This is a genomic window from Pseudoalteromonas sp. 68 DY56-GL68 (genome assembly GCF_041414825.1).
In the GTDB taxonomy this organism is placed as follows: Bacteria; Pseudomonadota; Gammaproteobacteria; order Enterobacterales; family Alteromonadaceae; genus Pseudoalteromonas.
This window is the reverse complement of the sequence record NZ_JAOCZL010000006.1, coordinates 42930-67456: the sequence shown is the minus strand read 5'-3', so window position 1 is coordinate 67456 and position 24527 is coordinate 42930. Positions and strand designations below refer to the sequence as shown.

The window sequence follows — 24527 nt, the reverse complement described above, 5'->3', positions numbered from 1 at the left end:
AGCAATGACGCGTTTGGCTAATCTTCCCGCTGATATAAAGCAGTACTTAATTGTCACCGGGAATTACTGGGCATTTACGCTAACAGATGGCGCATTGAGAATGTTGGTAGTACTGCATTTTCATGCGCTTGGCTACTCGCCTTTGAGTATTGCCATGCTGTTTTTGTTTTATGAGATTTTTGGTGTTGTCACTAACTTAGTGGGTGGCTATTTAGGCGCAAGGCTTGGTTTAAACAAAACCATGAACATTGGCCTTGCCATACAGGTTGCAGCCTTGTTCATGTTGGCAGTCCCCCCTGAATGGTTGAGTGTTGCTTATATGATGTTGGCACAAGCACTGTCGGGTATTGCAAAAGATCTTAATAAAATGAGTGCTAAAAGCTCAATTAAAATGCTGGTTGCCAGTGGTCAAGAAGGCACCTTGTTTAAATGGGTGGCGATACTAACGGGCTCTAAAAACGCCTTAAAAGGTGTGGGCTTCTTTTTAGGTGGCTTACTTCTCACATTAATGTCGTTTAAAGGCGCAATGCTTGCTATGGCTGCCACTTTGCTGGTGGTGTGGTGTTTTAGTCTTTATGCACTTAAAAATGATTTAGGCAAAGCCAAAAACAAACCTAAGTTTAACGAGATATTTTCAAAAAGCAGTTCAATCAATATCTTGTCAGCCGCAAGGTTGTTCTTGTTTGGTGCGCGTGATGTTTGGTTTGTAGTTGCACTACCGGTGTTTTTATCGCAAGCCTTTGGTTGGGACCACTGGACCGTGGGTGCCTTCTTAGCTAGTTGGGTCATTGGTTATGGGGCTGTGCAATCTTTTGCTCCCAAAATCATTAAGCTTAATAAGCAAACATCACCAAGTGCAGAAACAGTTAAGTGGGCATCATTGCTTGCTTTAGTCACCTTAGTCATTACCCTTGCTATTGGCTTTGACTGGGCTGTAAAACCAATGCTGATAGGCGGGTTGATGTTATTTGGTGTGTTATTCGCGATTAACTCATCTTTACACAGCTACTTAATTGTTAGCATGGCTGATGCCGATGGCGTATCACTGGATGTCGGTTTTTACTATATGGCCAATGCCATGGGACGCTTAATTGGTACTGTGTTGTCGGGCTTAGTATTTCAGCTTTATGGCTTAGAAGCCTGTTTAGCTATCTCACTGTTATTTATTGTTATTACTGCATTTATTTCGACTAAATTGCCAAAACAAATTTAGTGAGTGATAGTTACGAATAGCCTATTTACATTCAGTTAGCCTAAAGAGACACAGCCTGAAGAAAGCCGCTTTCAATAAATTATTTCGGCTTTGCTAATTGCTTTAAAATACTGCAATTTGGGCTGCTGTCACCGCGGCAGCTTTTTGCAAGTGTGGTTAATATTTTTTGTATATGCTGAAGCTCTGATATCTTGGTGGAGACTTCATGTAAATGCTGTTCTGCTAGCTGTTTTACAGCCCTGCTTTCGCGTTCAGGATTTTGCCATAGTTCAATAAGCGAATGAATTTCGTTAAGAGAGAAGCCTAACTTACGGGCTTGATGAATAAAGCTTAACTGATTAATTTGTTCTGTATTATATAGGCGGTAGCCAGATTCGGTGCGAGGTGGCTTTTGTAGCAACCCCGACTTTTCGTAATGACGGATCATTTTGGCTGTTAAGCCGCTAGCTTTAGCGGCTTCACCTATTGTCAGCAACTCGGACATTTAACTTCCTCACTAAAGCGACATTCGTTGTAATCTCAATGCATTAGTTACAACAAATACACTGCTACATGCCATTGCTGCACCGGCGATAATAGGGTTTAAAAAACCAAGCGCGGCTAAAGGTATTCCTATTGTGTTAAATGCAAAAGCCCAAAATAGGTTTTGCTGAATATTTCGATAGGTTGCATTAGCTAGTTTTAAAGACGATGAAACTAGCTCTGGGTTACCACGCATTAAAGTGATGGCAGCAGCACTCACGGCAACCTCAGTGCCAGTTGCCATGGCGATACCAAGATCTGCACTGGCAAGAGCAGGAGCGTCATTTATACCGTCTCCTACCATAGCAACTTTATAACCTTGTTGCTGATACTCAGCAATAGCCTTCGCTTTACCTTGTGGTAACACCTCGGCTTGCACATCATCAAGGTTTAATTGTTCGGCGATATACTGAGCACTTGCCTTTGAGTCGCCAGTCAGCATTGCAACTTTTACGCCTGCTCTTTGCAGCTTTTCTATCGCATTTTTTGCTTCAGGCTTAGCTTTGTCAGCAAAACAGAATAACCCTATTAGTTCAACATTATCATTGCTCTTTTTTGCTAACCAAGAAACTGACGCCCCTTGAATAGAAATCAGTTCTGTTGGTAGTGTGAGCCCTAGTTCTTGCATCCAGTTACCTGAGCCTAACAATATCTCTTGCTCACCTATTTTGGCTTTTACACCTTTACCTGCAACCACTAAAAACGCTGAAACGTCTTCAAGTTTAAATTGATTATTTTCAGCATAGTTAACTACGGCTTTCGATAGTGGGTGCTCACTATTTTGTGATAGTGCGTAGGCTAAAGTTAGCGTATTTTCTTCAGTGCCTTGCAATGGCGTTATTTGCATAAGTTCAGGCTTTCCTTCAGTTAAAGTGCCTGTTTTATCAAATACTACATAGTTAATTTTTGTGGCTTGCTCAAGCGCTATTGCATCTTTGACTAAGATACCATGACGTGCTGCGGTGCCTGTACCTGCCATAATAGCTGCGGGTGTTGCTAAACCTAAGGCACAAGGACAGGCTATAACAAGTACAGCCACGCCATGCAGAATGCCTTGCGTCCAATCATTAAAAATCACACCCCAAACTAAAAATGTGACCAGAGCAATAATTAGTACTACTGGCACAAAGACACTACTGATTTTGTCAACCATGGCTTGAACGGGAGCTTTAGCTCCTTGTGCTTGTTCTACTAAACTAATTATTTTGGCTAATGTTGATTCAGCGCCTACGGCTGAGGCTTTAAACTCTAATACGCCATCCAGATTTACTGCACCACCCGTTACTTTATCGCCACTCCCTTTATAAAGTGGAATGCTTTCTCCACTTATTAAAGCTTCATCAACGTGGCTAGTGCCTTTGGATATGATGCCATCAGAGGGGATCCGCTCGCCGGGGAGAACTTTGACTAAGTCATCTTTTTTAAGCTCAGCTGCGCTAATCGCTTGCCACTGATTATCACGCCATACTGTTGCAGATGTCGGTTTTAAATTTTCTAATGCTTGTAATGCATCTGTAGTACGTTTTTTGGCGCGCTTTTCTAAATATTTACCTAGCAGTACAAGAGTAAGAACGGCCGCGCTACTTTCAAAATATAAATGAGGTGCACCGTGATGGCCCTCAAAGCTGAGCCATGTGTATAAAGACAAACCATACGCGGCACTTGTCCCAATCGAGACTAGTAAGTCCATATTGCCCGTGCGTGCTTTGAGTGCATGCCAGCCAGCTTTATAGAATCGCGCACCAAAATAAAATTGTACAGGCGTAGCTAATAGCCATTGCCAAAATGCAGGTAACATCCAATCAGCGCCAAATAGCATACCTATCATAGGCATCACTAATGGAATTGTTAGAGTTGCCGCGCCAACAACAGGCCATTTGTCTTTTTTAAAAAAGCTAGGCTCTATTTTTTGATGCTCTGCTTTAAAGGCTTTATCTTTAATAAGTAATTCATAGCCAGCGTTAGCAACAGCAAGTTGTAAACTCTCATCGGAAACGGAAGAGGCTAGAACAAGGTTAACGTGTTCAGTCGCTAAATTTACATTAGCAGAGATCACCCCAGGCACATTTAATAAGCTTTTTTCTACACGGCCTGCACAGGATGAGCAAGTCATACCTATGACTTTGAAAGATTTCTCGGTTGTTTCTATTTCATAGCCTGCAGAACTAACTGCTTTTTGAAGCTCACTAAACAACATATCGCCTTGTATATTGGCTGTTTCTGTTGCGAAATTTACGTTCGCTTGTGTCACACCTGCAACAGAGTTTAATGCTTTTTCAATTCGGTTTGCACATGAAGCGCAGGACATACCTTTTATGATCAGCTGTATATTCGTTGCCATGATAGTTCTTCCTAAATAATTAGATAGTGCTAGGCTAAACCTTACCACAAGGGGAAGGTCAAACAGTTTTTCAGCGAATATATTTACCTTAACATGGCGATGGCTTATGACATGTTGATTTATTTCAATATTGACGTTTTCTGATTGAATTAATGAAGCTTAATAGAGGCTGATAAAATAAGCTAAAGAACAAAGGGATTACTAATTTTAGAAATTGTAATACTTGTTAGAGGCCAAGCTTAGTCCTTAGCCTTTAGCAAATAGTTTTCTGATATGGCTATTGAGCCACTTTTAAGTGAGCAAAAGGTTGGCTCAATACTAGGCTTTTTTAACGAACTTAGCTGTCACCATCATTTCACCGACACCATCAAGTTTACAGTCGAGTTCGTGATCTTTTTTATCAAGCACTCGGCGGATTAACGCTTTTGTGCCGATTTTAATGACTTGTGAACTGCCTTTGATTTTTAAGTCTTTTGCAACGGTTACTTTGTCGCCATCAGCCAATAACGTGCCGTTAGCGTCTTTTACATTGATGATGTCATCTTCATTGACCGTATCAGGATTCCATTCATGGGCACACTCTGGGCAGATAAGATTATTTTGTTCCGGATAAACATATTCCGAATTACATTGTGGGCAGGGAGGATAAGACATACACTTCACTCTTAATCATTTGATTCTTTGTAGTTTAACCGTTTTGGCAAAAGGATTCGATTGTTTGCTCATTTATGAGCGTTGATTTTATTAAATTAACGAGTTTTGTCTAAGTTAATGTGATACAGCTTTATGAAAGGGAAATATAATAATGATACGATTTTTAGCTGCTTTGTTAGTGTTATTTTCAAGTATGGTTTATGCAACGGATGCCCCTCACAGAGGAGACATTACCACCGATGATTTACTTAAAGATTACCCTGCATTTAATAAAGAGTATGAGAGCTTTTCGCCAAGCAAAGAAGAGCTTGTAAAAATTAAAGCACTGCAAGGTAAGCAAGTATTGGTATTTTTGGGTACTTGGTGTCATGACTCAAAACGAGAAGTACCGCGCTTTTTAAAATTACTCAATGCTGCAAAGGTACAGTTAGATTCGCTGCGTTTAGTGGCGGTAGGCTATGATAAACTCGACCCTAATGGTCTGGCTAAGCAATTCGATGTACGTTATACGCCTACCATCATTGTCAGCGATGGTGAAAAAGAGCTTGTGCGTATGGTTGAGAAACCAAAGCAAAGTATTGCTGTTGATCTCACAATTCAGGGTCAAATTTTATAAACTCCTCAATCGGTAAAGGCATTGAAATTAAATACCCTTGCACATAATCAATGCTTTTATCGCTGACCAGCTCCCACTGCTCTGAACTCTCAACCCCTTCAGCTGTGATAGTCAGATTCAATTGATGGGCTAAGTCACTCATGGTCTGCAAAAATAAACCATCGCGTGGATTTTCAACACAGTTACAAATAAAGGCGCGGTCTATTTTTACATTATCTAATGGGAATTGTTGAATTGAGGCGAGTGATGAATAGCCAGTGCCAAAGTCATCAAGTGATAAGTCAAATCCAACGGCCTTGAGTTCATGCATTAAACTAATGGCATACTGTGTATTTTGAAATAGCGCTGATTCGGTAATTTCTAAATTAATTTTTTGTGTAGCAGGAAATAGCTGTGCTTTTTCACTTGTGAGTCGATTAACAAGGTGCGCATCTGAAAACTGTTTGCGTGATAAGTTGATCGACATTTTTACATGGATATTGTTCTCCACAAGGCTGTGGCAATCTTTTGCGACTCTTGCGACAATCCAGCGTGAAAGGAGGTTAATTAGCTCAGATTGCTCAGCAATGGCGATAAACTCCTGTGGAGATACAAAACCTCGTACAGGATGTTGCCAGCGAACAAGTGCCTCGCAACCTATCAGTTTTCCATCTTTTGTATTTACAATGGGTTGATACACCATACTAAGTTGTTTATCGGTTGAAAGTGCATGCCTTAAGTCACTTTCTAAATCACTTTGTGCGATTAATTTGTCTTTAAGAGACTGACTGTAAATGGTGTAGGCTTTTTTCTGTCGATGGCATTCATTCATGGCAATTAACGTTGTGTTAATTTGCTCTGCTGCATCTAAATTCTGTAGGTGCGGATAGCCTATGCCAACATAAAAATGATAAAAATGAGCTGTGCCCGCTGTTTCAATCAGCCCTGCGACACGGTGTTGTAGTTCATCGATGAGAGTCGCAAGTTCTTCGTCAAAAACGCCTTCTTTTAGCAAGAGCATAAAGCAGCCTGATTTAATAGAAGAGCAGAATGCTTGGTGTTGCTCTGCAAACTCAATTAAGCGATTGGCTAAGGCTTTTTGTCGTTCATTTGACGCCTTATATCCGTACATGTCTTCAATTTGCCTATAGCCTTTAATTTCTAGGCAAATTAGAGTTAAACCTGAGTTGTATTGGTTTTTAGGGCAAAGGCTGGTGATATATTTTTCGCTGTAGTGGCGGTTTGCTAATCCCGTTATGGGATCAAAATGAGCTTGTTGATACAGTTCATGCTGTTTTTGCTTTTCAGCACTAATATCTTCTACTGTTCCCACCAAGGTTTTTGTTTTGTTATTCCATTCAGCATACTCATGAAACCAGCGTTGTTCACCATTGATTTTTATTGTGTACTCAAGCTCACTGGGGCTGGCTGGTTTAGCGTTAATAAAATTAAGAAATGCATTTTTGTAGGTATTATCGATTTGGTCGCATACTTGTTGGATTGGCTGCTTAGGTGACTTCGTTTTAAATAATTTAGTTGCTTGCGCAGAAAGGTGTCTCGATTCACTGTAAGGCGAAATGTACCAACTGCCTACACCGCTCAGTGTTTGGGCTTGTTTTAAGGCTAGAGCCTGTTCAGAAAGTTGATTGGTTCGCTTTGTTAGCAATGATTCTAAGTTTTTTTCATGTTCGCGCAGGCGAAAAGTAATGCTAATTAAGTAACTTATTAAAGATGAAAAAACTAAAACAATAAAGGTTAAAATGCCCATCTCAGCATAAGCACGATACGCAAATTCATCTTTTATCCCTACAACCCATAATTGATTTTTGACCGGTAGTGAACGTGTTTCCCATTTAGCATTATTAAACGCATGTTCTCCTAGTAAAGGAATGTAATTACCATCGTTGTTTTGCCACACCTCGATAATATGGGAGTGGGATACATGTTTTAATTTTATTTTATTAATAAACTCAGGAAAGCGAAGCACTACAATACTAAATCCCCAGAAAGAGTCTTTGTTGAATATAGGTAAGCGGGCAACTAATCCTGCTCCCCCTTGAGAGAGTTGCTTTGGGCCATCAAGCTGCATTTGCTCAGTTTGAATGGCTTTTTCTAAAGAGGGTTTTATTGAAGGGACAGCAAACAAATTACTGTTAATGACTCCTTCGTGTGTAACAAGCGGATAACTATAAGTAATAACACCATTTGGAGCGAGCTGAATGGTTTGACTACCGTCACTATGTTTAAGGATATGCTTGGCGAGTGTTTCAAACTGTGTTTTGGTATAGCTGTTATCACGCATCGCATCTCTAATTAAGTAAGGGCCGAGCAATGCTGTTTCTAGGTTTGTTTTTAAATCGCTTGTATAACTATCAAGAACAGACTCTTGCTCAATACGATGCATTGCTTGTCTGTCGAGATAAACTTTAAATGCAATAATCGAAAATAAGCAAAAAGTTAGAATGAAAGAGATTACACTAAGTGAGGATTTGTTATTATTTCGCAAAGAGTTCGTATTCCCGATTAATATTGCAATTTAAGTATTGAGCAGGCTCTTAAAAATACTAGTTTAGGGTTGTTTTATTGTCTAGTTAGTAGGCATAAAATTGGACGTTTATTACTGTTTAAAGTACAAATATTTGTACCGAGAAACAGTAACTTGAAATTTAGAAGTGTAAAAGCAATGTACCAAAGTGTGATTAAAGCCATAGATAAAGCGAATGCTGCAGACCCTAATAAAGTGACTGTAGATGGGAATCCCTATGCCAAAGAGAGTCTCTACGCGATGCGTATGAGTGAGATGTTGCAGCGTTTTAATCCATCGGCAGATGACTTGATGTGTATCGCAGCCCACGGACAACACATTGAACGTTGGCGCTCTCCTCGAAGTGATTTTCCATTAGGAAAACAAGGCTACTATCAATGGCGTACTGCTTTATATGATTTTCATGCTGAACGTGTTACAACGTTAATGCAACAGGCAGGCTATTCGTCAAGTGAATGCGAGCGTGTCTATGCGGCAGTCGCTAAAAAGAATATAAAACGTAACCCCGACAGCCAACTCATTGAAGATATCGCAAGTCTTGTGTTTATTGAACATTACATGCTTGATTTTGCAAGTAGCAAACCTGATTACGATGAGCAAAAATGGCTGGGCATTATTCGTAAAACATGGCAAAAAATGTCGGACGAGGCACATGAATTTGTACTCGCTGGTAACATTAAATTACCAGAGCCGCTTAAACCATTAATTACAAAAGCACTAAGCTAAAGTAACAAACAAGGATGTAAAATGTATTGCCCGCGAACAAAAGTAGCGCTTGAAGAAACAACTATTGGTGATATTAAGGTTTATTTATCCCCAACTGGCGGTGTGTTTTTTGATAATCGACAAATCTTTCATTTCAGCGACCCAAGGTTAAAGCCCGCACAAGTGCTGGTGGCTCATTTACAAACTCTGCCACTAGAGTCAATAGATTTAAAAAAACGGATCCATTGCCCTAAGTGTCCTGATGTTGTCATGATGCGGCGCTTTTTTACGCCGCTCAAAGTGGTGGAAATTGATGAGTGTCCGAACTGCGCTGCAATTTGGCTAGATAATGGTGAACTTGAAAAAATTCATGAGAATCACCTAACCCCAAAAGAGCGTGAAATGCTGCGTATCGACATGGCAAATAACAATGGCTTTATTCAAGTTAAAATCCCAAAACGGCGTCATCATATTCATGTAGAAAAGTCTGCTGCCGGTGAAAATTCAAACCTGCAAAAGCTCGCAGAGCTTGCGTATTTGTCGTTGTTGAATGAGTGATTACTTTATAACCTCAGTAGTTAGACTTTAGAAAATTCATTGTTCAAAGATCAAGGGTTTTTAAGCGTAATTAATTACTTAAAAATGGTAATTTAAATCTCTATTAGACAAATGAGAGTGCCTTCGATTGCGCGAACATAGGCATAGTGCTGAGCATCTTTTTTGGTTGGTGGGCATAAAGGTTCTGCCCCAGCAAGCACAGCTTTATCGTAGCTTTCAACTAAGTTCTTACAATTAAAACGTAGCTCAAATCCAAGCGCAGGTTGCTTTGGGTGGGCGCGAATGTAGCCTTGTTTAAAATACGATTGGGCATATGGGTGAGTGGCAAATGCTAATTTCACCGTGCCCGTTACGAGCTCGCCATACTCTGCATCGTCACTGATATGATTGGTATTTAAAGCAAATGCTTGATAGTAAAAGTCGAGTACTTCTTCTACGTTATCGACGTAAATAACCTGACTTATAAACTCCATTCGTACACTCTAAGTGATTATTGATTCTTTAAATAAAGCATACTTTTTACGATTTTGCAGAGATAAAAAAACCTTGTAAGTGTTAATTACAAGGTTTTCATCTTAGTAGATACCGTCGTTAAGATTTATTACGGTTTTCTTTCGCAAAGGCACGTATTTTACGTTTTTGCGATAGCGTTACTTTATTAGTACGGCCTGCGTATGGGTTATCGCCTTCTCTAAATTCAATTTTGATTGGCGTGCCCATAATACCTAATGCTTTACGATAGTAATTCATCAGGTAGCGTTTGTAGCTATCTGGTAAGTCATGCACTTGGTTACCATGAATAACGATGCGTGGCGGGTTATAACCACCGGCATGCGCATACTTAAGCTTAACACGACGACCGCGAACGAGTGGCGGCTGGTGATCTGCTTGCGCCATATCCATGATACGACGTAGCATCGCTGTGCTAATACGCTTAGTTGCTGACTCGTACGCTTCGTCTACTGATTCAAATAAGTGACCAACACCGGTACCATGTAGCGCAGAGATGAAATGCAAACGAGCGAAGTCAATAAAACCTAAACGACGGTCAAGCTCAGACTTAATGCGCTCTTTCACGTAATCGTCAAGGCCGTCCCATTTGTTTACCGCAACAACCAACGAGCGACCGGCGTTTAAGGCAAAGCCAAGTAAACTTAGGTCTTGATCAGAAATACCTTCGCGTGCATCAACAACCAATAATACAACGTTGGCATCTTCAATTGCTTTAAGGGTTTTGATCACTGAGAATTTTTCAACTACATCGCTTACTTTCTTACGCTTACGAACACCAGCGGTATCAATCAAGATGTACTCTTTATCGTTACGGGTCATCGGAATATAGATAGAATCGCGTGTTGTACCCGGCATATCGTAAACAATAACACGTTCTTCGCCTAAGATACGGTTTGTTAGTGTTGACTTACCTACATTAGGACGACCAATAATAGCGAGCTTTACAGGTTTATCGGCAAAGGCTTGCGTGTTGTCTTCCCCTTCTTCATCTTCACTGTAAAGATCAACGAGTTCGTCATCACTTTCTTCAAGCTCTTCTGTTTCACCAGCAAGTTCAGCGATCACAGGTTGCAGAGTTGTTTCAAGTAGTTGTGTGATGCCACGGCCGTGAGCCGCCGCAATATGATGAATATCACCTAAGCTTAATTGGAAAAACTCTGCACAGTATGAGTCTGCATCAATACCATCTACTTTATTGGCAACAACAAAGCATTTTTTTTGCTGTTTACGTAAGTGATTAGCAATTGCTTGGTCTGCGGCAGTCATACCCGCACGGGCATCAACTAAAAATAGCACGATATCAGCCTCTTCAATCGCAAGCAGCGACTGCTCAGCCATTTCTGTTTCGATACCATGTTCAGAGCCGTCGATACCGCCCGTGTCTACCACGATAAATTCATAGCCATCGTAATCAGCTTGGCCATATTTTCTATCTCGTGTTAAGCCAGGAAAGTCGGCAACGAGGGCGTCACGAGTACGTGTTAAACGGTTAAATAATGTGGATTTGCCCACATTGGGTCGCCCAACAAGAGCGATCACGGGAAGCATAAACTACCTCTTAAAAAAACAACAAAAGGCTTCGCTAAGCGAAGCCTTATAAAAAGTACAAGTAATATTAATAAGTTAGTCTGGAATTTTAACCGCGCTAACTTCACCATCTCGGGTGTATAAAATTAATTTGTCACCAGCCACAACAGGCTCAACGAAGAAACCTGAGCTGTCAAAGTCTTCACGAGAAACAAGTTCACCTGTTTCTTTATTTAGCCAATGTAGGTTACCTTCTTGGTCGCCAAGGGCTATATAATTTCCTGCAATGGTTGGTCCTGTAAGGTACCAACCGCGTAGTGCTGGCTGACTCCAACGTTCAATGCCTGATGATTTATCTAGGGCATAAATTACGCCATCGCTATCGACAACGTAAATGTGTTGGCTATCCATAGATAAGTCACGATAGCTGCTGTACTCTCGTTTCCAGACAACATTACCAGAACGAATATCAACAGCTGCTAAGTTACCATTATAGGCGATAGCGTAAGCATATGGGCCACTAATTAATGCTTGTGTATCAACATCAACAAGACGCTCAAATTCAGAAGCCCCTTTTGGCGTTGCAATTTCAGCACTCCATGCAGAGTAGCCATTTTCTGAAATAAGCACGCTTAATCGACCCGTTTCAAGGCCAAGTAGAACACCACCATTTGCAACGGTTGGGGAGCTTTGCCCGCGTAACGTAAGAGGTGGAACTTCTTGTTCAAAGCGCCAACGCTCTTCACCTGTATCTGGGTGAACAGCTAATAGTTTACCTGAGCCCAAGTTAACGAACACAAGACCATCACCGGCGGCTGGTTTAGACAGCACTTCACCTGGCATGGTTTTACGCCAGACAATTTCACCTGTTTCGCGATCAAGCGCGGTTAAGTAGCCATGCTCAGAGCCAACAAAAATTTTGCCATATGCTTGTAAAATACCGCCTGAAAGCTTTGCGCTTTCAGTGCTTTCCCATGGCCAAAACGCTGGGTTTTCACGTACGTCTGTTTGCCACAGTGTATCGCCATTTTCAAGCGATAGGGCTTCAACTTCACCTTCACGGTTTGCTACATACACAACATCATTATGCACCGCAGGTGTTAGGCGAGAAAAGTAATGCTCTACACCATCACCGATTGATTCTTGCCAAATGATATCTGTTTCAAATTGATTAACGATTTCTGGCAGCACTAACTCTTCTTCGTCATCACTTGACGAACACCCTGTTAGGGTTGCAATACACAGAGCAAGTGTAGCCGCTGTTAACTTCTTCATCTTAACCCCTTACGCCGCTGGGCTAGTTTGTGCTAAGTCATCAAGTTTAATTTGTAATAAAGGGTTATTCTCAAGACCCCCTTTGTCAGCAGCTGCTTGGTACTGTGTACGAGCCTGAGCCTTATCACCTTGCGCAGAAAAAATATCACCTTTAAGTTCAGCGACAGTTGCTGCAAATGATTCAGGTAACTGCGAGTTCAAAGTAGCTAGGGCTTGCTCATATTGTTTTTGGGCAATATGAACACGTGCAAGACGTGTTGTAGCTGTTGCTTTTAACTCAGGGTTTTTCTCATTCGTGATGATCCAGTTAAGCTTTTCGCTTGCTGCATCAAGATCATTTTTTTCTACCGCTTCTTTTGCTGCAACAAATGCTGTTAGGGTGCTGTAGCTTGATTCGCTATTCTCATTGATAAACGTATCTGCTTTGTCTAACACTGCGCCGCTATCAACAAGTTTTGTGAAAGAGTCTGATGCTGTTTCAGCCGTTGTGATTTGGTTTTGGTTATACGCTTTCCAACCGTATAAACCACCTAAACCAGCAACAATACCAATAGCTAGTGCGACACCATTTTCACGAAAAAAGCGTTTAATTGCTTCTGCTTGTTGTTCTTCTGTTGAATAAATATCCATGCTTACCTCTGTTGCTCACTGGGCTTATATAAGCGCAGCAAGTAGCGTCTTCGCTTCTTCTAATTTTAGGGTGACTTGTTCTTTACGCTCTCGTAAGTACTTAATAGTCACAACGCCTTGTTCTAATTCATCTTCGCCGATAATTACCGCGACTAATGCGTCGCTCTTATCTGCGCGTTTTAATTGCTTTTTAAAGTTGCCGCCGCCAGCGTGCACCATCACACGTAAGCCCGCAACATCTTTACGTAATTGAGCGGCAATAAGCGGTGCTTGAATACTGGCTTTATCGCCCATGGCTGCCAAATATACATCAGCACTACGTCGAATGTCACCAACGGATTCTAACGCTTGAAGTAACAGTACTAAGCGCTCAAGACCCATTGCAAAACCAACGGCTGGCGTAGCTTTACCACCAAGTTGTTCAACTAGGCCATCATAACGGCCACCGGCACAAACCGTTCCTTGTGCGCCTAGGCTGTCTGTCACCCACTCAAAAACGGTGCGGTTGTAGTAATCAAGGCCGCGCACGAGCTTTTCATTTACCGTGTATTCGACGCCTGCGGCGTCTAAACGTTCACATAAATTTTCAAAATGTTCTTTTGATTCAGCGTCTAAGTGCTCAGATAGCTTAGGAGCATCTGTTAAAATAGCTTGTACATCAGGGTTTTTACTATCTAGAACGCGTAATGGGTTAGTGTGCATACGACGTTTAGAGTCTTCATCAAGCACATCGACATGTTGCTCTAAGTAAGCTATGAGTGCATCACGGTATTCAGCACGTGCTTCATTTGAGCCTAGTGAGTTAAGTTCAAGGCGAACGTGCTCGCTGATACCAAATTCTTTCCATAATTGGGCTGTTAGCAAAATAACTTCTGCATCGATATCAGCAGTGGCGATGCCGAATGTTTCTAAGCCAAATTGGTGGAATTGACGGTAACGGCCTTTTTGAGGACGCTCGTGACGGAACATCGGACCCATGTACCATAAACGTTGTTCTTGGTTGTACAGTAAACCGTTTTGATTACCTGCACGCACACATACCGCAGTCCCTTCTGGACGAAGAGTTAAGTTATCGCCATTTCGGTCAGCAAAGGTGTACATTTCCTTTTCAACGATATCGGTTACTTCACCGATTGAACGCTTAAAGAGGTCGGTTGATTCAACAATAGGAAAACGAATTTCTTGATAACCAAACGATGAAACTGTTTCACGTAAAATGTCTTCTACTTTCTGCCAAATTTGCGTATCGCCTGGCAGACAATCGTTCATACCACGCACTGCCTGAATTTGTTTTGCCACTGATAAATCCTAAATACTGTACTTGCGCTGAAAAAATCGCGCATCAAGAAAACTGAAAAATTGACCCGTTATTATACCGTTTGGACGGTAAAGGTAAACGGCAAACCTAAGGGTTTGCCGACTATATGCGAATTATTCTACGATTTTGATGTCGATTGGCGTTTCTTTTTCTTTTTTAGCGATAAAGTCACGCACATACCCTTCAAGTTGCTCAACAATGTTATCGTTATCGATACGCGCTTTTTGGCGCTCACCGTTGATGTATAAGCCAGAGCGGCGATTTGCGCCTGCAAGACCAATATCACTAACCAGCGCTTCGCCTGGGCCATTTACCACGCAACCAATCACTGATACCGACATGGGTTCAACAACGTCTTCTAAACGCTCTTCGAGCTGGTTCATGGTATTTACCACATCAAACTCTTGGCGTGAGCAGCTAGGGCAGGCAATGAAGTTAATGCCGCGTGAGCGAATGCGCAGTGATTTTAAAATATCAAAACCCACTTTTATCTCTTGTACCGGATCGGCAGCAAGGGAAACGCGTAATGTGTCACCAATGCCTTCGGCAAGTAGCATTCCTAAACCTACGGCTGACTTAACAGAGCCAGAACGCATACCGCCTGCTTCGGTGATACCTAGGTGTAATGGTTGGTCAATTTCTTTTGCAAGCAATCGATACGCACCCACAGCTAAAAATACATCAGATGCTTTAACCGACACTTTGAATTGATCAAAGTCTAAACGTTGTAAGATCTCAACATGGCGCATTGCTGATTCAAGCAGGGCTTCTGGTGTTGGTTCACCGTACTTTTCTTGTAGGTCACGCTCTAATGAGCCGCCATTTACACCAATACGAATTGGAATATTATGCTCGCGCGCAGAATCAACGACAGCACGAATACGCTCTTCGCTACCAATATTACCAGGATTGATACGTAAACAGTCAGCGCCATATTGCGCTACTTTTAGCGCAATTCGGTAGTCAAAATGAATATCCGTCACAAGTGGAATTGTCACTTGCTCTTTAATGCTTTTAAACGCTTCAGCAGCATCCATTGTTGGGACTGAAACACGCACAATATCGGCGCCAGCATCTTGAATAGCTTGGATTTGCGCCACTGTGGCATCAACATCAAGCGTATCAGTATTTGTCATTGACTGAACGGCAATTGGGGCGCCGTCACCAATCGGAACGTTACCTACATTGATACGTGTCGATTTTCTGCGTTTAATAGGAGATTCTGAAAACATTGTGGTTACTCTGATAACGGTAAAGTAAATTTAGCTAATCGATTTTTAGCAAAGTGCGAGGTGTCAATAGCTTCACCTTGGAAAGTAATATCAACAACTTGGTGTTTGCCTAACACAATATTAAACGGCTGTGCGCCAGTTACGGTCATCACATAGCCTGCTTTTTTTACACCAAAGGCTACACGATCGCCATTGCCGTCATGTATTTCGACCCAGCTATCTTCATTGAAGTTCATAACAATGGTGCTGTGTTCAGGGTCATTTTTTTTCGTTTGTTCAATTGCTGTAGATGCCGCAGGTGTTGATGGCTCTACGGTTTGTGTCGCTGGTTTTTCATCTACCGGTGCGTTTTGCGGCGCAGATAAATCAGTAGTTTGCTCTGTATTGTGAGCTGCGGCTGTCGTATCTTCGGTCGGCATCGCAGGCTCATTTTTTTCAAGCTGACTTGGCATGGCTGCACTGACCGGTTCTTCTAAGTTTGGTGCGCTATTTTGCCACCACCAAAATACGGATGAACCAATGACTATCGCTAAAATAAAATAGCTGAATAGCATTAGTCGACTGTCGTGTGCTTCTTTTTCTGTGCGACGAGAAAAGCTCTGCATGTTGGACTTTTTAGTTGGTTCAACATGTTTTGGTAAGAGAGTGAGAATCTCTTGGCAGTCTAGTTTTAGCTCTCGACAATAGCTTTTTACATAGCCTTTTACAAAAGTAGCAGGGCCAAGAAGTGTGTGCTCGTCATTTTCTAAACGTTGTAATTGTAACACTGATAATTTCAATGCACCTGCAAGCTGCTCAAGGCTCATTCCCGCTTTTTCGCGGTGCTGTTTTAGTACTTGGCCGAGCGTTTCTTGCGGTTGTTCTGTATTTTTTTCTTCATTCATAATGCGTATGAGTTAGGGTCTACCAATAAGAGTCTATGTCCAGGTTCGAGGGCAACATCTGGACTTAATTTGTTCCAGCGCATTAATTGATCGATCAATACGCTGTGCTCAGTGGCAATGCCAAAAAGGGTATCACCGGTATTTATGTTGTGATAAATGTGCGGATCGTTTAAATAGATTTTTGTGCCGTTTTGCACGCGATCCGATTCCTTAAGGCCATTCCACTGCAAAATTTTCTGTAGTTTAACATTGTATCGCACCGAAATGCTAAACAGGTTTTCGCCATTTTGAATAATATGATAAGGGATATTCAGCGCAGGTACACTTGGGTTTAGCATCGGTAAGTTTGTATGCTCGTTCGTTACACTAAAGTGCGTTTGGGTGGTGTTTTGAGTTCCTTGTGAGTTTGCATTAAACACGCTTTCATCTTTTTCTGCTTCGTAAAAAACTACCGTGCTCGCGTCATTACTTTTCGCTTGAGATTGCCTTGTTGTTTGCTGCTTGGTAGCTGGTTTTTTTGGCGCGCCAAATGAAACAATAGTAATATCGTCACTCTGTGTTGCAACGGGAGCTGCTTCTGTGGTGCTTGGCGAAGTTGTTGCTTTAGTTGGCTCTTCTACTATTGTTTTTTGATTTACTGAATTATCGGTTGGCGTATTTTGAACGACCGCGCTTCCAGCTTTTGTAGCTGATGATTGGGCTGCTGGCGCAGCTACGTTTGTTGCTATTACTTGTGGCTGCGAAGCTTTTGGCGGTGCTTTTTTCTTCACAATGCGTATTTTAGGTTGATCTTTACTGACAGCAAAGGTGTTGTTTGAGATCTGTAGTTCTTTGAGCTGTGATTGACGATACTTTTCGCGCAAAATTTCAAATTCAGTGCGTTTTAGTTGCTCTGATGAAATTGCTTTGGCCTCAGTTGAACCTGGGTACGTTTGTAAAATAATCCCAGCGGTGGTTTGGGCTTTTTCTATGTGTCCCATGCGTTGCTGAATTAAATAACTTAGCATGAGCGCGCGTGGTGTCACTCTGCCAGTTGCTTCATATTTTTCAACCACCTCTTGTGCTTTATGTAAGTCGCTTTTAGCGTAATATAAGCCTGCGAGGCTGATCAGCGAAGATGGGCGTTGTGAACTATGACTTAGGGCCGATTTTAAGTATTTTTCTGCATTTTCAAAGTCATCAAATTCAATAGCACACAAGGCTAAGTTTTCATAACTTTCTGCTACTCGGATGTAGCTCGGAATCGAAATAGCTTTTAGCAGTTCTTCGGCTGCGCGGTCATATTCACCAATACCGCACAAAAACACACCATAGTTATTTAATGTATTAGGATCATTAGGGTCAATGCGTAATGCTTGTTGATAGGCTTTGTCTGCAAGTTCAGGTTCATCAACCTGTTGATAATAATAAGCTAGAGAGTAATGGACTTCAGGGAGTTCAGGAGCAAAATCAGCAGCGCGTTCTAGGTTGTATTTTGCTTGCGAGTTATTGCCAGTTTTTAGATACTGTAGAGCAAGTGCTATACGTGTGCGTGCCGCACCTGTATTGTTGATTTTGTTCTCTACAACGGGTTTATTACTGCCGTTGTAGCTGTTTTCTGTGACACATCCTGCTAATGCTAAAGTACTAACAGTTATGGCAAGTAAAGATCGCATTACCTAATCTCTTGTTTGATTCCGTATGCCTATCTTACCGAAAAGCCTTTGTGTTGCATCTATTATTTTAAAAATAACAGGCTTGCTACAAAGGCTTATCTTTTATTTTCGCGTTTAGGCTTGGTGAATGTTCACCGAAATTGCATTATCTTCACGCATTTTCTTTTTCGCTAGGCGTTTGGTGCGGTCAACAACATCACCGACTAACTGACCACATGCTGCATCAATGTCATCACCGCGAGTACGACGAACAATACAGGTAATACCCGCAGCTTGTAATACTTTAGAGAAGCGGTCTATGCGACTATTGCTCGAACGACCATATTCGTTCCCTGGGAATGGGTTAAATGGAATAAGGTTTACTTTCGATGGTGTGCCTTTAAGTGTTTTAACTAACTCATGGGCTTGATCTGTGCTGTCGTTGACACCTTGCAGCATGACGTACTCAATTGTCACGTCTTTGTTTGCTTTAGAGCCATCAATATAACGACGGCACGCCGCTAAAAACTCTTCAATTGGGTACTTTTTATTAATTGGTACAAGCACATCACGCAGCTCATTGTTTGGCGCATGAAGTGAAATAGCCAGTGCGACGTCGATCTTCTCTTTTAATAAATCAAGCGCAGGCACCACACCTGATGTACTTAATGTTACACGGCGTTTTGACAGGCCAAAACCCCAATCATCCATCATCAGCTCCATCGCTGGGACAACATTTTTAAGGTTAAGCAATGGCTCACCCATGCCCATCATTACAACGTTAGTAACAGGACGTTTAGTGCTGTCGCCATCTAAACCGATGTCTTTTACGACACGCCAAACTTGACCAATGATTTCAGACACAGCTAAGTTTCGGTTAAAGCCTTGTTGTGCTGTTGAGCAGAATGTACATTCAAGAGCACACCCAACTTGTGATGAAACACATAAAGTTGCACGATCTTTTTCAGGGATCCACACAGCTTCAACTTCTTGGCCACCTTGTAGTAAAAGAGCATATTTGATGGTGCCATCACTTGCTACTTGTTTAACTGAGATCTCAGGAGCAACAATTTCACATTCAGCTTTAAGCTTCTCTTTCAGCTTTTTGTTGACGTTTGTCATATCGTCAAAATTATCTACACCAAAATGATAAATCCATTTCATCACCTGATCGCCACGAAATGGCTTTTCACCGAACGATACAAATAGCTCGCGCATTGCATCTCGGTTTAAATCTAATAAGTTAATCTTTTTTTCAGTGGCCATGAAACAACCTCAATCAGTGACGGTGATGGTATTAATAATTTGGGTGCGCGATTGTACATTATTTAATCGCTTTAGTCATTAGCTAAACAGATTTATAACAGGCTTAGCTAATGACTAAAAAAGGGCCCGAAAGCCCTTTTTCTTCTGCATCACAGACTTAGCTGTGAACTCGAAATTAACGAGTACGTGGGCAGATTTCTTCGTCAGCGAAGAAGTATGCGATTTCACGTGCAGCTGATTCAACAGCGTCTGAACCGTGAACAGCGTTTTCGTCGATGCTATCTGCGTAGTCAGCACGTAATGTACCAGCTAGTGCTTCAGCAGGGTTAGTAGCACCCATGATTTCACGGTTTTTAAGTACTGCGTTCTCACCTTCAAGAACAGTAACCATTACTGGACCAGATGTCATGAACTCAACTAAAGCACCGAAGAAAGGACGCTCGCTGTGCTCAGCGTAGAAACCTTCAGCTTTTTCTTTTGAAAGGTGAACCATTTTAGCTGCAACGATTTTAAGACCCGCAGTTTCGAAACGGTTGTAGATAGCACCGATGTGGTTTTTAGCAACTGCATCAGGTTTTACGATTGAAAAAGTACGCTCTAAAGCCATCTTTATGCTCCAATAATTTTAAATTTAAAAGGTTAAATATTAACGGCCGCGAATTATACGCGCTTTACGTTAAAATTCCTAATTTTATTAAATAGCGCATTAATGTCATTTTCATGACCTTATTTGAGGAATTATTGCAGGTCAGTTTTTATGTGCTGGCTAAGCCATTTTTTTGATTGGTAATTGATCAGTTATTAACAACGGTTGGCTTTCTTTATTTTGTTAACTTAGTGTTCACTTTTTATTGTGTATTTTGTTTTAAATAAAATGCCATAAATATAAGTTTTTGATTTTTTGTATTTTTAAATCTTTTCTCAACTTTATCTTACCACTTTCAACTGTCTTTCCTAATTTTAAATTGTAATCGAAATGTTAATTTTAATGTACAAAACGCTACATGGTTTTGCGTGAATTTTAGGGGTTTATCAATCATAAAATATACGTGAATTAGTTTTCTATTAAGAAACTGAATTCTTAAGTATGCATTCGATTAAAAATAAATATAAAGGAGAGAAAAATGAGATCACGCAGCCTACTTTCTAAGCTGTCTTGCGCATCCGCTATTGCGTTAAGTGCCGTGCTGACATTATCACCTGTTGCTCATGCAATGAAATTAAAACAACAAAATCTGCAAGAGATGGCGGTTCAGTCAAAAAATATTATTTCTGGCAAAGTTATTAAAGTGACGGATGGGTTTGATAATAAGCGCCCATACACAGAGGTGACATTGCAAGTAGCATCTGATGCCAAAGGAAAATTAAAAAATGATTCTACTTACACATTTAGACAGTTTGGCTTACTGAAACCGCGTTCTATGGGTAACGGTAAGGTTTACCTAGGTGCTACACCGGAAGGATTTTCTAAATGGCGCGAAGGCGAGCAGGTTATTGCGTTTATGTATAAACCTGCTGCAATGACAGGTTTTCAAACCACGGTAGGTTTAGCGCAAGGTAAGTTTGTTGTACGTAACGGAAAAGTTCAGAACAGCTTTGCTAACGATGGCCTTTTTGAAGGCGTTGACACCAGTGATTTAACAACTGAGCAGCAAAATATTTTAACAACACCAGGCGCCGTAGATGTAGGCGTGTTTATGGGATTAGTGGGTAAATTGACTGGAGCACAACAATAATGAAATTTTCAAAAATTGCAGCAGCCTTAACCTTAGCGACCGTCACATCTGGTGCCTTCGCTGGCGGTCCTTTATATATTCATGAACCAACAATGACCCCCTACAAATGGGATACATCAAAAGGAAGTATTCCTGTTTGGACTGATGGTGGTCAACTAATCAAAGATAAAGATGGTAATGATGTACAAACATTTACTGTACTTGAGAAAGGCACAGTATTTAATATTGATGTGACTTTACCTGACGGCACTGTGCTTCCTGCCAATACTGAGCTTGAACGTGACTATACTTTCTTATCAATTGAGCAAGCAAATAAAGTAACAGCAAAAGCTGTTAAAGAATGGTCTGATGTTGAAACATCGACATTTGAAATGTCTATTCAGGGCACTATTTTTGAGAAAACAGGTATTGCTGATGTTACAGCTGATAATGTGGATCAAATTTATGGTGTTGAGAATGGCTATGGCTTCTGGGTTAACTATGATACCGATGGATCGATTCTTGAGAATTACTTCGGTGTTCCTAGAGACTCAGTGCTGGGGATTGCTTTTCCTGAGTGGGCGGACGAAGAAACAGGCGAAATTATAGAAGCAACAGCGCTGATGAATGGCTGGTTTGTGGATATTAGTGACACAGAAGGTACGCAGGTTGGGGGTGTTTTCACTCATGAATTTGGTCATGCGATTAATATGTCGCATTCGCAAGCCAATGGTCACTTAGTTTATATGTCGGCAAGTTATAGCCCTCAATATGATGGTGTACCAGGTTGTGCTGGCGTTACTAAATTCACAAATGGATCTATGCTTGACCATTCAGGTATTGAAACAATGTTTCCATTCATTAATGTGCGTGGTTCAGCCGGTGCGAACCAGCATACGGTCAATGTGAAAGACGATATTGTTAATATTTCAGATCTCTATCCAACGGCTGAATATAAATCTCAGTTCGGTCGCATTAAAGGTAAGCTACTTACCAAGGAAGGCGTTGAATATTCGGGGGTTAACTTAATTGCACGTAATCTAGATGACCCATATCAAGACGTGATCAGTCAACAATCAGGCAATATGACGCAAGGCCTAATTGGTCCTGATGGCTCATTTACCATCAATGGTTTAAAGCCTGGCGCGCGCTATGCTCTGTATACTCAAGAGATTAATGCCGGTGGTTACCCTACAACACAAACCAATATTCTTTCAGAGTCAGAGTATTGGAATGAAAACGAAAGCGCAGATCCAAGTGTCGATAATGCGTGTGCAATGACAGAAATTGTTGTATCGGCAGGTGAAACAAAAGAAGTGGAGATGGTTTTCAATGGCTATCTTGATGGTATCCAATATACACCACTTATCTCAGCGTTTGTGATGGACCATGCTAAAAATGGTAAGAAGGCGCTTGGTGTAACTTCATCAGGTATTCCATTTATCTATGACAGTGCTAACAACGAAATAGATACACTTACCACACCTCAAGGGTATGCATTACTTAGTTCTACAAATGCAGCTATGAATAAAACGGCTACTAAAGCGGCTATTACAGCTCACTTTAATGATAACGGTATTATGCAAGGTGGTGTTTGGGATATTAATTCAGGCAAGGTTTCCATGCTCGAAGATTTAACAGGCAACACCTGCTCACTTTCAAGCCAGCAAGGTAATAGTTCACATAGTATTTGGGATATAGATGACTCAGGTAAGGTTGTCGTTGGTACTACGCGATTCCCATACGATGGCAGTAACAGCTGTGCGCCAGGTGAAGGCTCGTTTTCAATAGGTATCCCTACCGTATGGGATGCCAGTACAGGTAAGGCGACTCTTTTAGAAGGTGTAAAAGCGGTAGATCGTTCCTATGGCTCAGGTAAGGAAGCTGCAATCATGGATGGAGACACAGAGATCCGCCGTACTGCTTGGGTTAGAGCTGATAGGGTATCAGGCAATGGCACAACGATTACCGGTTCGACTAATGGCTACACCCAAATAGCATGGGTAAATGGTCAACTAGTTGATACATACACTGAGTATGGGGCAATTGATAACTCTGTTATTTCTGAAGATGGTCGTTACGTTGCATTTGGTTCGATTGAAAATCGACGTCCACAAGGTGTTAAAGTTTGGGATACAACAACGGGTAACACGAAGGAAATTGGCAGCCTACGTTGGTGTGAACATGTGCCTGCGATTAACCTTTGGACTGATTATTGTGGCTTAGGCTACAGCCATGATGAACTTGTTGACTTAGGCTTTGGCCTTCCTTCAGTGATAGTGCTTGATGCAAATGAAGATCTTTCAATGATCACTGGCCGTGCAGGCAGCCCGCTAGCAGGTGGTTTTGTTGGTGCTATCTATCTTGAGGGAATTGGCTGGATGTCATCAAAAGAGTTTTTCTCAAAACAAGGTGTAAGCGAAGCGAAAGGCTTGTTAACAGACAATATCTTTGGTTTAAGTGCCAATGGTTCTGAGATGATGGCCGGTATTGCAGGGTTAACCTTATCAATTGAGGTTGATGCCAACAAAGCATTCGTGTGTGATAACGGCACTGATTATGAGCTCAGCTTCCCTAAGCAAGTTGTTAAGGCGGTTGAGAAAGGCGCTGAATTTGGTCGCTGCGCACATATAGCAGACTAGTATTTACTCCGTAAGATCCCAAAGGCTCACTGCTACAGTGAGCCTTTTCTAATTAAGTTATAAAAGGAGCAGGTAATGTATAAACATGCGATGCACACACTATATCTGTTGATTTTTTGCTTCATTACATTTAACTCAGGTGCGCAATCGAGCTTACAGCAAGATAAACTCAACACGAACAAAACCTTCCCTGAAGAGCTTGCTACAGTGTGGGAGTTAGATGAAGCAGCGTCTTTAGAGTACGCTAAAAAATCAGCTTACTGGGATGAGAATATTGCTAAATTAATGCCCAAATTAATTGCAACAACCAAGCCCATAAAATACCGCTTTGTAGATGGCAAGCTGATTAGTTTGCAAGGTCAGCATGAGCAACAAATAGATATTCGCCTACAACAACAAACGCAAAGTACCTATACGTTTGAATTTCAGATTAATGATAAAAATGGTGCTTTAAAAGTGATGAAAGCAGCAGGTGGACGAATCAATATTCAAGCAGATGGTTTACTTGGCTATCAATTTTTACTGTGGAACAAGCGTCGTGACCGTTTGAGTGGTGTATAACCTTAATTAAGTTAAAACTGAGTCTGCCGTAAAGAGATGGCGACCGATTTGGGCATCTCTTTATAGCTGTGTAATCGATGGTGTGTGATAAGAGAGCTTCGCCAATTATGATCTAGATCAATAAAAAAAATAGGCAGATTATTATACTCCCGCGCTCAATTATTCTATTAATTCATGCAACCGACTTGTACTCGGTT

At 41.3% G+C, this 24527-nt stretch carries 21 protein-coding genes; 7 read left to right on the top strand and 14 right to left on the bottom strand.

Translation table 11 applies throughout. The features are described from left to right. Nucleotides 1-4 precede the first annotated feature (4 nt). Complete coding sequence (arsJ, locus tag NYF15_RS01090; RefSeq protein WP_371352481.1) at nucleotides 5-1213, top strand: organoarsenical effux MFS transporter ArsJ; 1209 nt, start codon at nucleotides 5-7, stop codon at nucleotides 1211-1213. 79 nt (nucleotides 1214-1292) lie between these two features. On the opposite strand, the gene cueR is transcribed toward arsJ, so the two are convergent. The 3 genes from cueR to NYF15_RS01075 all read right to left on the bottom strand — a co-directional run bounded on the left by cueR (nucleotide 1293) and on the right by NYF15_RS01075 (nucleotide 4730). Next, entirely contained in the window at nucleotides 1293-1697 is a 405-nt protein-coding gene (gene cueR / locus NYF15_RS01085; RefSeq protein ID WP_237119230.1) for a Cu(I)-responsive transcriptional regulator, read from the bottom strand. Nucleotides 1698-1709: 12 nt separating this feature from the next. Then, nucleotides 1710-4076, bottom strand: coding sequence for a heavy metal translocating P-type ATPase (locus NYF15_RS01080; protein WP_371352480.1), 2367 nt, complete (start codon nucleotides 4074-4076; stop codon nucleotides 1710-1712). Between the two features lie 318 nt (nucleotides 4077-4394). Next, the gene (locus NYF15_RS01075) at nucleotides 4395-4730 is read right to left on the bottom strand and encodes a zinc ribbon domain-containing protein YjdM (protein WP_371352479.1); all 336 of its coding nucleotides are present in this window, start codon (nucleotides 4728-4730) and stop codon (nucleotides 4395-4397) included. A 151-nt stretch (nucleotides 4731-4881) separates the two neighbouring features. Between NYF15_RS01075 and NYF15_RS01070 the strand changes: the two genes are divergently transcribed. Next, the gene (locus tag NYF15_RS01070; protein ID WP_371352478.1) at nucleotides 4882-5346 is read left to right on the top strand and encodes a TlpA family protein disulfide reductase; all 465 of its coding nucleotides are present in this window, start codon (nucleotides 4882-4884) and stop codon (nucleotides 5344-5346) included. On the opposite strand, the gene NYF15_RS01065 is transcribed toward NYF15_RS01070, so the two are convergent. Further along, nucleotides 5321-7729: an EAL domain-containing protein gene (locus NYF15_RS01065; protein WP_371352477.1), complete on the bottom strand. Its 2409-nt coding sequence runs from the start codon at nucleotides 7727-7729 to the stop codon at nucleotides 5321-5323. The genes NYF15_RS01070 and NYF15_RS01065 overlap by 26 nt on opposite strands. A 279-nt stretch (nucleotides 7730-8008) precedes the next feature. On the opposite strand from NYF15_RS01065, the gene NYF15_RS01060 reads away from it, so the two are divergent. Both NYF15_RS01060 and NYF15_RS01055 read left to right on the top strand, forming a co-directional pair. Next, the gene (locus NYF15_RS01060; RefSeq protein ID WP_371352959.1) at nucleotides 8009-8596 is read left to right on the top strand and encodes a DUF4202 domain-containing protein; all 588 of its coding nucleotides are present in this window, start codon (nucleotides 8009-8011) and stop codon (nucleotides 8594-8596) included. A 21-nt stretch (nucleotides 8597-8617) separates the two neighbouring features. Beyond that, nucleotides 8618-9133, top strand: a complete 516-nt coding sequence (locus NYF15_RS01055) for a zf-TFIIB domain-containing protein (RefSeq protein WP_371352476.1) — start codon at nucleotides 8618-8620, stop codon at nucleotides 9131-9133. A gap of 92 nt (nucleotides 9134-9225) precedes the next feature. On the opposite strand, the gene NYF15_RS01050 is transcribed toward NYF15_RS01055, so the two are convergent. The 10 genes from NYF15_RS01050 to ndk all read right to left on the bottom strand — a co-directional run bounded on the left by NYF15_RS01050 (nucleotide 9226) and on the right by ndk (nucleotide 20019). Continuing rightward, on the bottom strand, nucleotides 9226-9606 hold the full coding sequence (locus tag NYF15_RS01050) for a glyoxalase (RefSeq protein ID WP_371352475.1): 381 nt from the start codon (nucleotides 9604-9606) through the stop codon (nucleotides 9226-9228). Between the two features lie 118 nt (nucleotides 9607-9724). Then, a complete protein-coding gene (gene der, locus NYF15_RS01045) occupies nucleotides 9725-11194 on the bottom strand; it encodes a ribosome biogenesis GTPase Der (protein WP_371352474.1) in 1470 nt (489 codons plus the stop codon). Between the two features lie 75 nt (nucleotides 11195-11269). Further along, a complete protein-coding gene (bamB, locus tag NYF15_RS01040; RefSeq protein ID WP_371352473.1) occupies nucleotides 11270-12448 on the bottom strand; it encodes an outer membrane protein assembly factor BamB in 1179 nt (392 codons plus the stop codon). A gap of 9 nt (nucleotides 12449-12457) precedes the next feature. Then, nucleotides 12458-13078 carry a tetratricopeptide repeat protein gene (locus NYF15_RS01035; RefSeq protein ID WP_237119221.1) on the bottom strand — a complete coding sequence of 207 codons (621 nt, stop codon included), beginning with the start codon at nucleotides 13076-13078 and terminating at the stop codon, nucleotides 12458-12460. Nucleotides 13079-13102: 24 nt separating this feature from the next. After that, complete coding sequence (gene hisS / locus NYF15_RS01030; protein ID WP_237119220.1) at nucleotides 13103-14377, bottom strand: histidine--tRNA ligase; 1275 nt, start codon at nucleotides 14375-14377, stop codon at nucleotides 13103-13105. A 132-nt stretch (nucleotides 14378-14509) separates the two neighbouring features. Further along, entirely contained in the window at nucleotides 14510-15628 is a 1119-nt protein-coding gene (ispG, locus tag NYF15_RS01025; protein WP_130151876.1) for a flavodoxin-dependent (E)-4-hydroxy-3-methylbut-2-enyl-diphosphate synthase, read from the bottom strand. 5 nt (nucleotides 15629-15633) lie between these two features. Continuing rightward, entirely contained in the window at nucleotides 15634-16512 is an 879-nt protein-coding gene (locus NYF15_RS01020) for a RodZ domain-containing protein (RefSeq protein ID WP_371352472.1), read from the bottom strand. Next, nucleotides 16509-18167: a type IV pilus biogenesis/stability protein PilW gene (gene pilW, locus NYF15_RS01015; RefSeq protein ID WP_371352471.1), complete on the bottom strand. Its 1659-nt coding sequence runs from the start codon at nucleotides 18165-18167 to the stop codon at nucleotides 16509-16511. Before pilW ends, NYF15_RS01020 begins: the two co-directional genes overlap by 4 nt. Before the next feature lie 114 nt (nucleotides 18168-18281). After that, nucleotides 18282-19412 carry a bifunctional tRNA (adenosine(37)-C2)-methyltransferase TrmG/ribosomal RNA large subunit methyltransferase RlmN gene (locus NYF15_RS01010; RefSeq protein WP_371352470.1) on the bottom strand — a complete coding sequence of 377 codons (1131 nt, stop codon included), beginning with the start codon at nucleotides 19410-19412 and terminating at the stop codon, nucleotides 18282-18284. A gap of 175 nt (nucleotides 19413-19587) precedes the next feature. Next, a complete protein-coding gene (gene ndk / locus NYF15_RS01005) occupies nucleotides 19588-20019 on the bottom strand; it encodes a nucleoside-diphosphate kinase (RefSeq protein ID WP_036972405.1) in 432 nt (143 codons plus the stop codon). A gap of 517 nt (nucleotides 20020-20536) precedes the next feature. Here ndk and NYF15_RS01000 point away from each other — a divergent pair. From NYF15_RS01000 to NYF15_RS00990, 3 genes are all read left to right on the top strand, one after another. Beyond that, nucleotides 20537-21148 carry a hypothetical protein gene (locus NYF15_RS01000; RefSeq protein ID WP_130151873.1) on the top strand — a complete coding sequence of 204 codons (612 nt, stop codon included), beginning with the start codon at nucleotides 20537-20539 and terminating at the stop codon, nucleotides 21146-21148. After that, a complete protein-coding gene (locus tag NYF15_RS00995) occupies nucleotides 21148-23769 on the top strand; it encodes a hypothetical protein (RefSeq protein ID WP_237119217.1) in 2622 nt (873 codons plus the stop codon). The genes NYF15_RS01000 and NYF15_RS00995 overlap by 1 nt, the downstream gene beginning before the upstream one ends. Nucleotides 23770-23844: 75 nt before the next feature. Then, a complete protein-coding gene (locus tag NYF15_RS00990; RefSeq protein ID WP_371352469.1) occupies nucleotides 23845-24330 on the top strand; it encodes a hypothetical protein in 486 nt (161 codons plus the stop codon). The last annotated feature ends 197 nt before the right edge of the window (nucleotides 24331-24527 follow it).

Bases quoted from the DNA above. Each gene is read 5' to 3' on its own strand.
- arsJ (WP_371352481.1), top strand. From the start codon at position 5: ATGACGCGTTTGGCTAATCTTCCCGCTGATATAAAGCAGTACTTAATT.
- cueR (WP_237119230.1), bottom strand. From the start codon at position 1,697: ATGTCCGAGTTGCTGACAATAGGTGAAGCCGCTAAAGCTAGCGGCTTA.
- NYF15_RS01080 (WP_371352480.1), bottom strand. From the start codon at position 4,076: ATGGCAACGAATATACAGCTGATCATAAAAGGTATGTCCTGCGCTTCA.
- NYF15_RS01075 (WP_371352479.1), bottom strand. From the start codon at position 4,730: ATGTCTTATCCTCCCTGCCCACAATGTAATTCGGAATATGTTTATCCG.
- NYF15_RS01070 (WP_371352478.1), top strand. From the start codon at position 4,882: ATGATACGATTTTTAGCTGCTTTGTTAGTGTTATTTTCAAGTATGGTT.
- NYF15_RS01065 (WP_371352477.1), bottom strand. From the start codon at position 7,729: ATGCATCGTATTGAGCAAGAGTCTGTTCTTGATAGTTATACAAGCGAT.
- NYF15_RS01060 (WP_371352959.1), top strand. From the start codon at position 8,009: ATGTACCAAAGTGTGATTAAAGCCATAGATAAAGCGAATGCTGCAGAC.
- NYF15_RS01055 (WP_371352476.1), top strand. From the start codon at position 8,618: ATGTATTGCCCGCGAACAAAAGTAGCGCTTGAAGAAACAACTATTGGT.
- NYF15_RS01050 (WP_371352475.1), bottom strand. From the start codon at position 9,606: ATGGAGTTTATAAGTCAGGTTATTTACGTCGATAACGTAGAAGAAGTA.
- der (WP_371352474.1), bottom strand. From the start codon at position 11,194: ATGCTTCCCGTGATCGCTCTTGTTGGGCGACCCAATGTGGGCAAATCC.
- bamB (WP_371352473.1), bottom strand. From the start codon at position 12,448: ATGAAGAAGTTAACAGCGGCTACACTTGCTCTGTGTATTGCAACCCTA.
- NYF15_RS01035 (WP_237119221.1), bottom strand. From the start codon at position 13,078: ATGGATATTTATTCAACAGAAGAACAACAAGCAGAAGCAATTAAACGC.
- ispG (WP_130151876.1), bottom strand. From the start codon at position 15,628: ATGTTTTCAGAATCTCCTATTAAACGCAGAAAATCGACACGTATCAAT.
- NYF15_RS01020 (WP_371352472.1), bottom strand. From the start codon at position 16,512: ATGAATGAAGAAAAAAATACAGAACAACCGCAAGAAACGCTCGGCCAA.
- pilW (WP_371352471.1), bottom strand. From the start codon at position 18,167: ATGCGATCTTTACTTGCCATAACTGTTAGTACTTTAGCATTAGCAGGA.
- NYF15_RS01010 (WP_371352470.1), bottom strand. From the start codon at position 19,412: ATGGCCACTGAAAAAAAGATTAACTTATTAGATTTAAACCGAGATGCA.
- ndk (WP_036972405.1), bottom strand. From the start codon at position 20,019: ATGGCTTTAGAGCGTACTTTTTCAATCGTAAAACCTGATGCAGTTGCT.
- NYF15_RS01000 (WP_130151873.1), top strand. From the start codon at position 20,537: ATGAGATCACGCAGCCTACTTTCTAAGCTGTCTTGCGCATCCGCTATT.
- NYF15_RS00995 (WP_237119217.1), top strand. From the start codon at position 21,148: ATGAAATTTTCAAAAATTGCAGCAGCCTTAACCTTAGCGACCGTCACA.
- NYF15_RS00990 (WP_371352469.1), top strand. From the start codon at position 23,845: ATGTATAAACATGCGATGCACACACTATATCTGTTGATTTTTTGCTTC.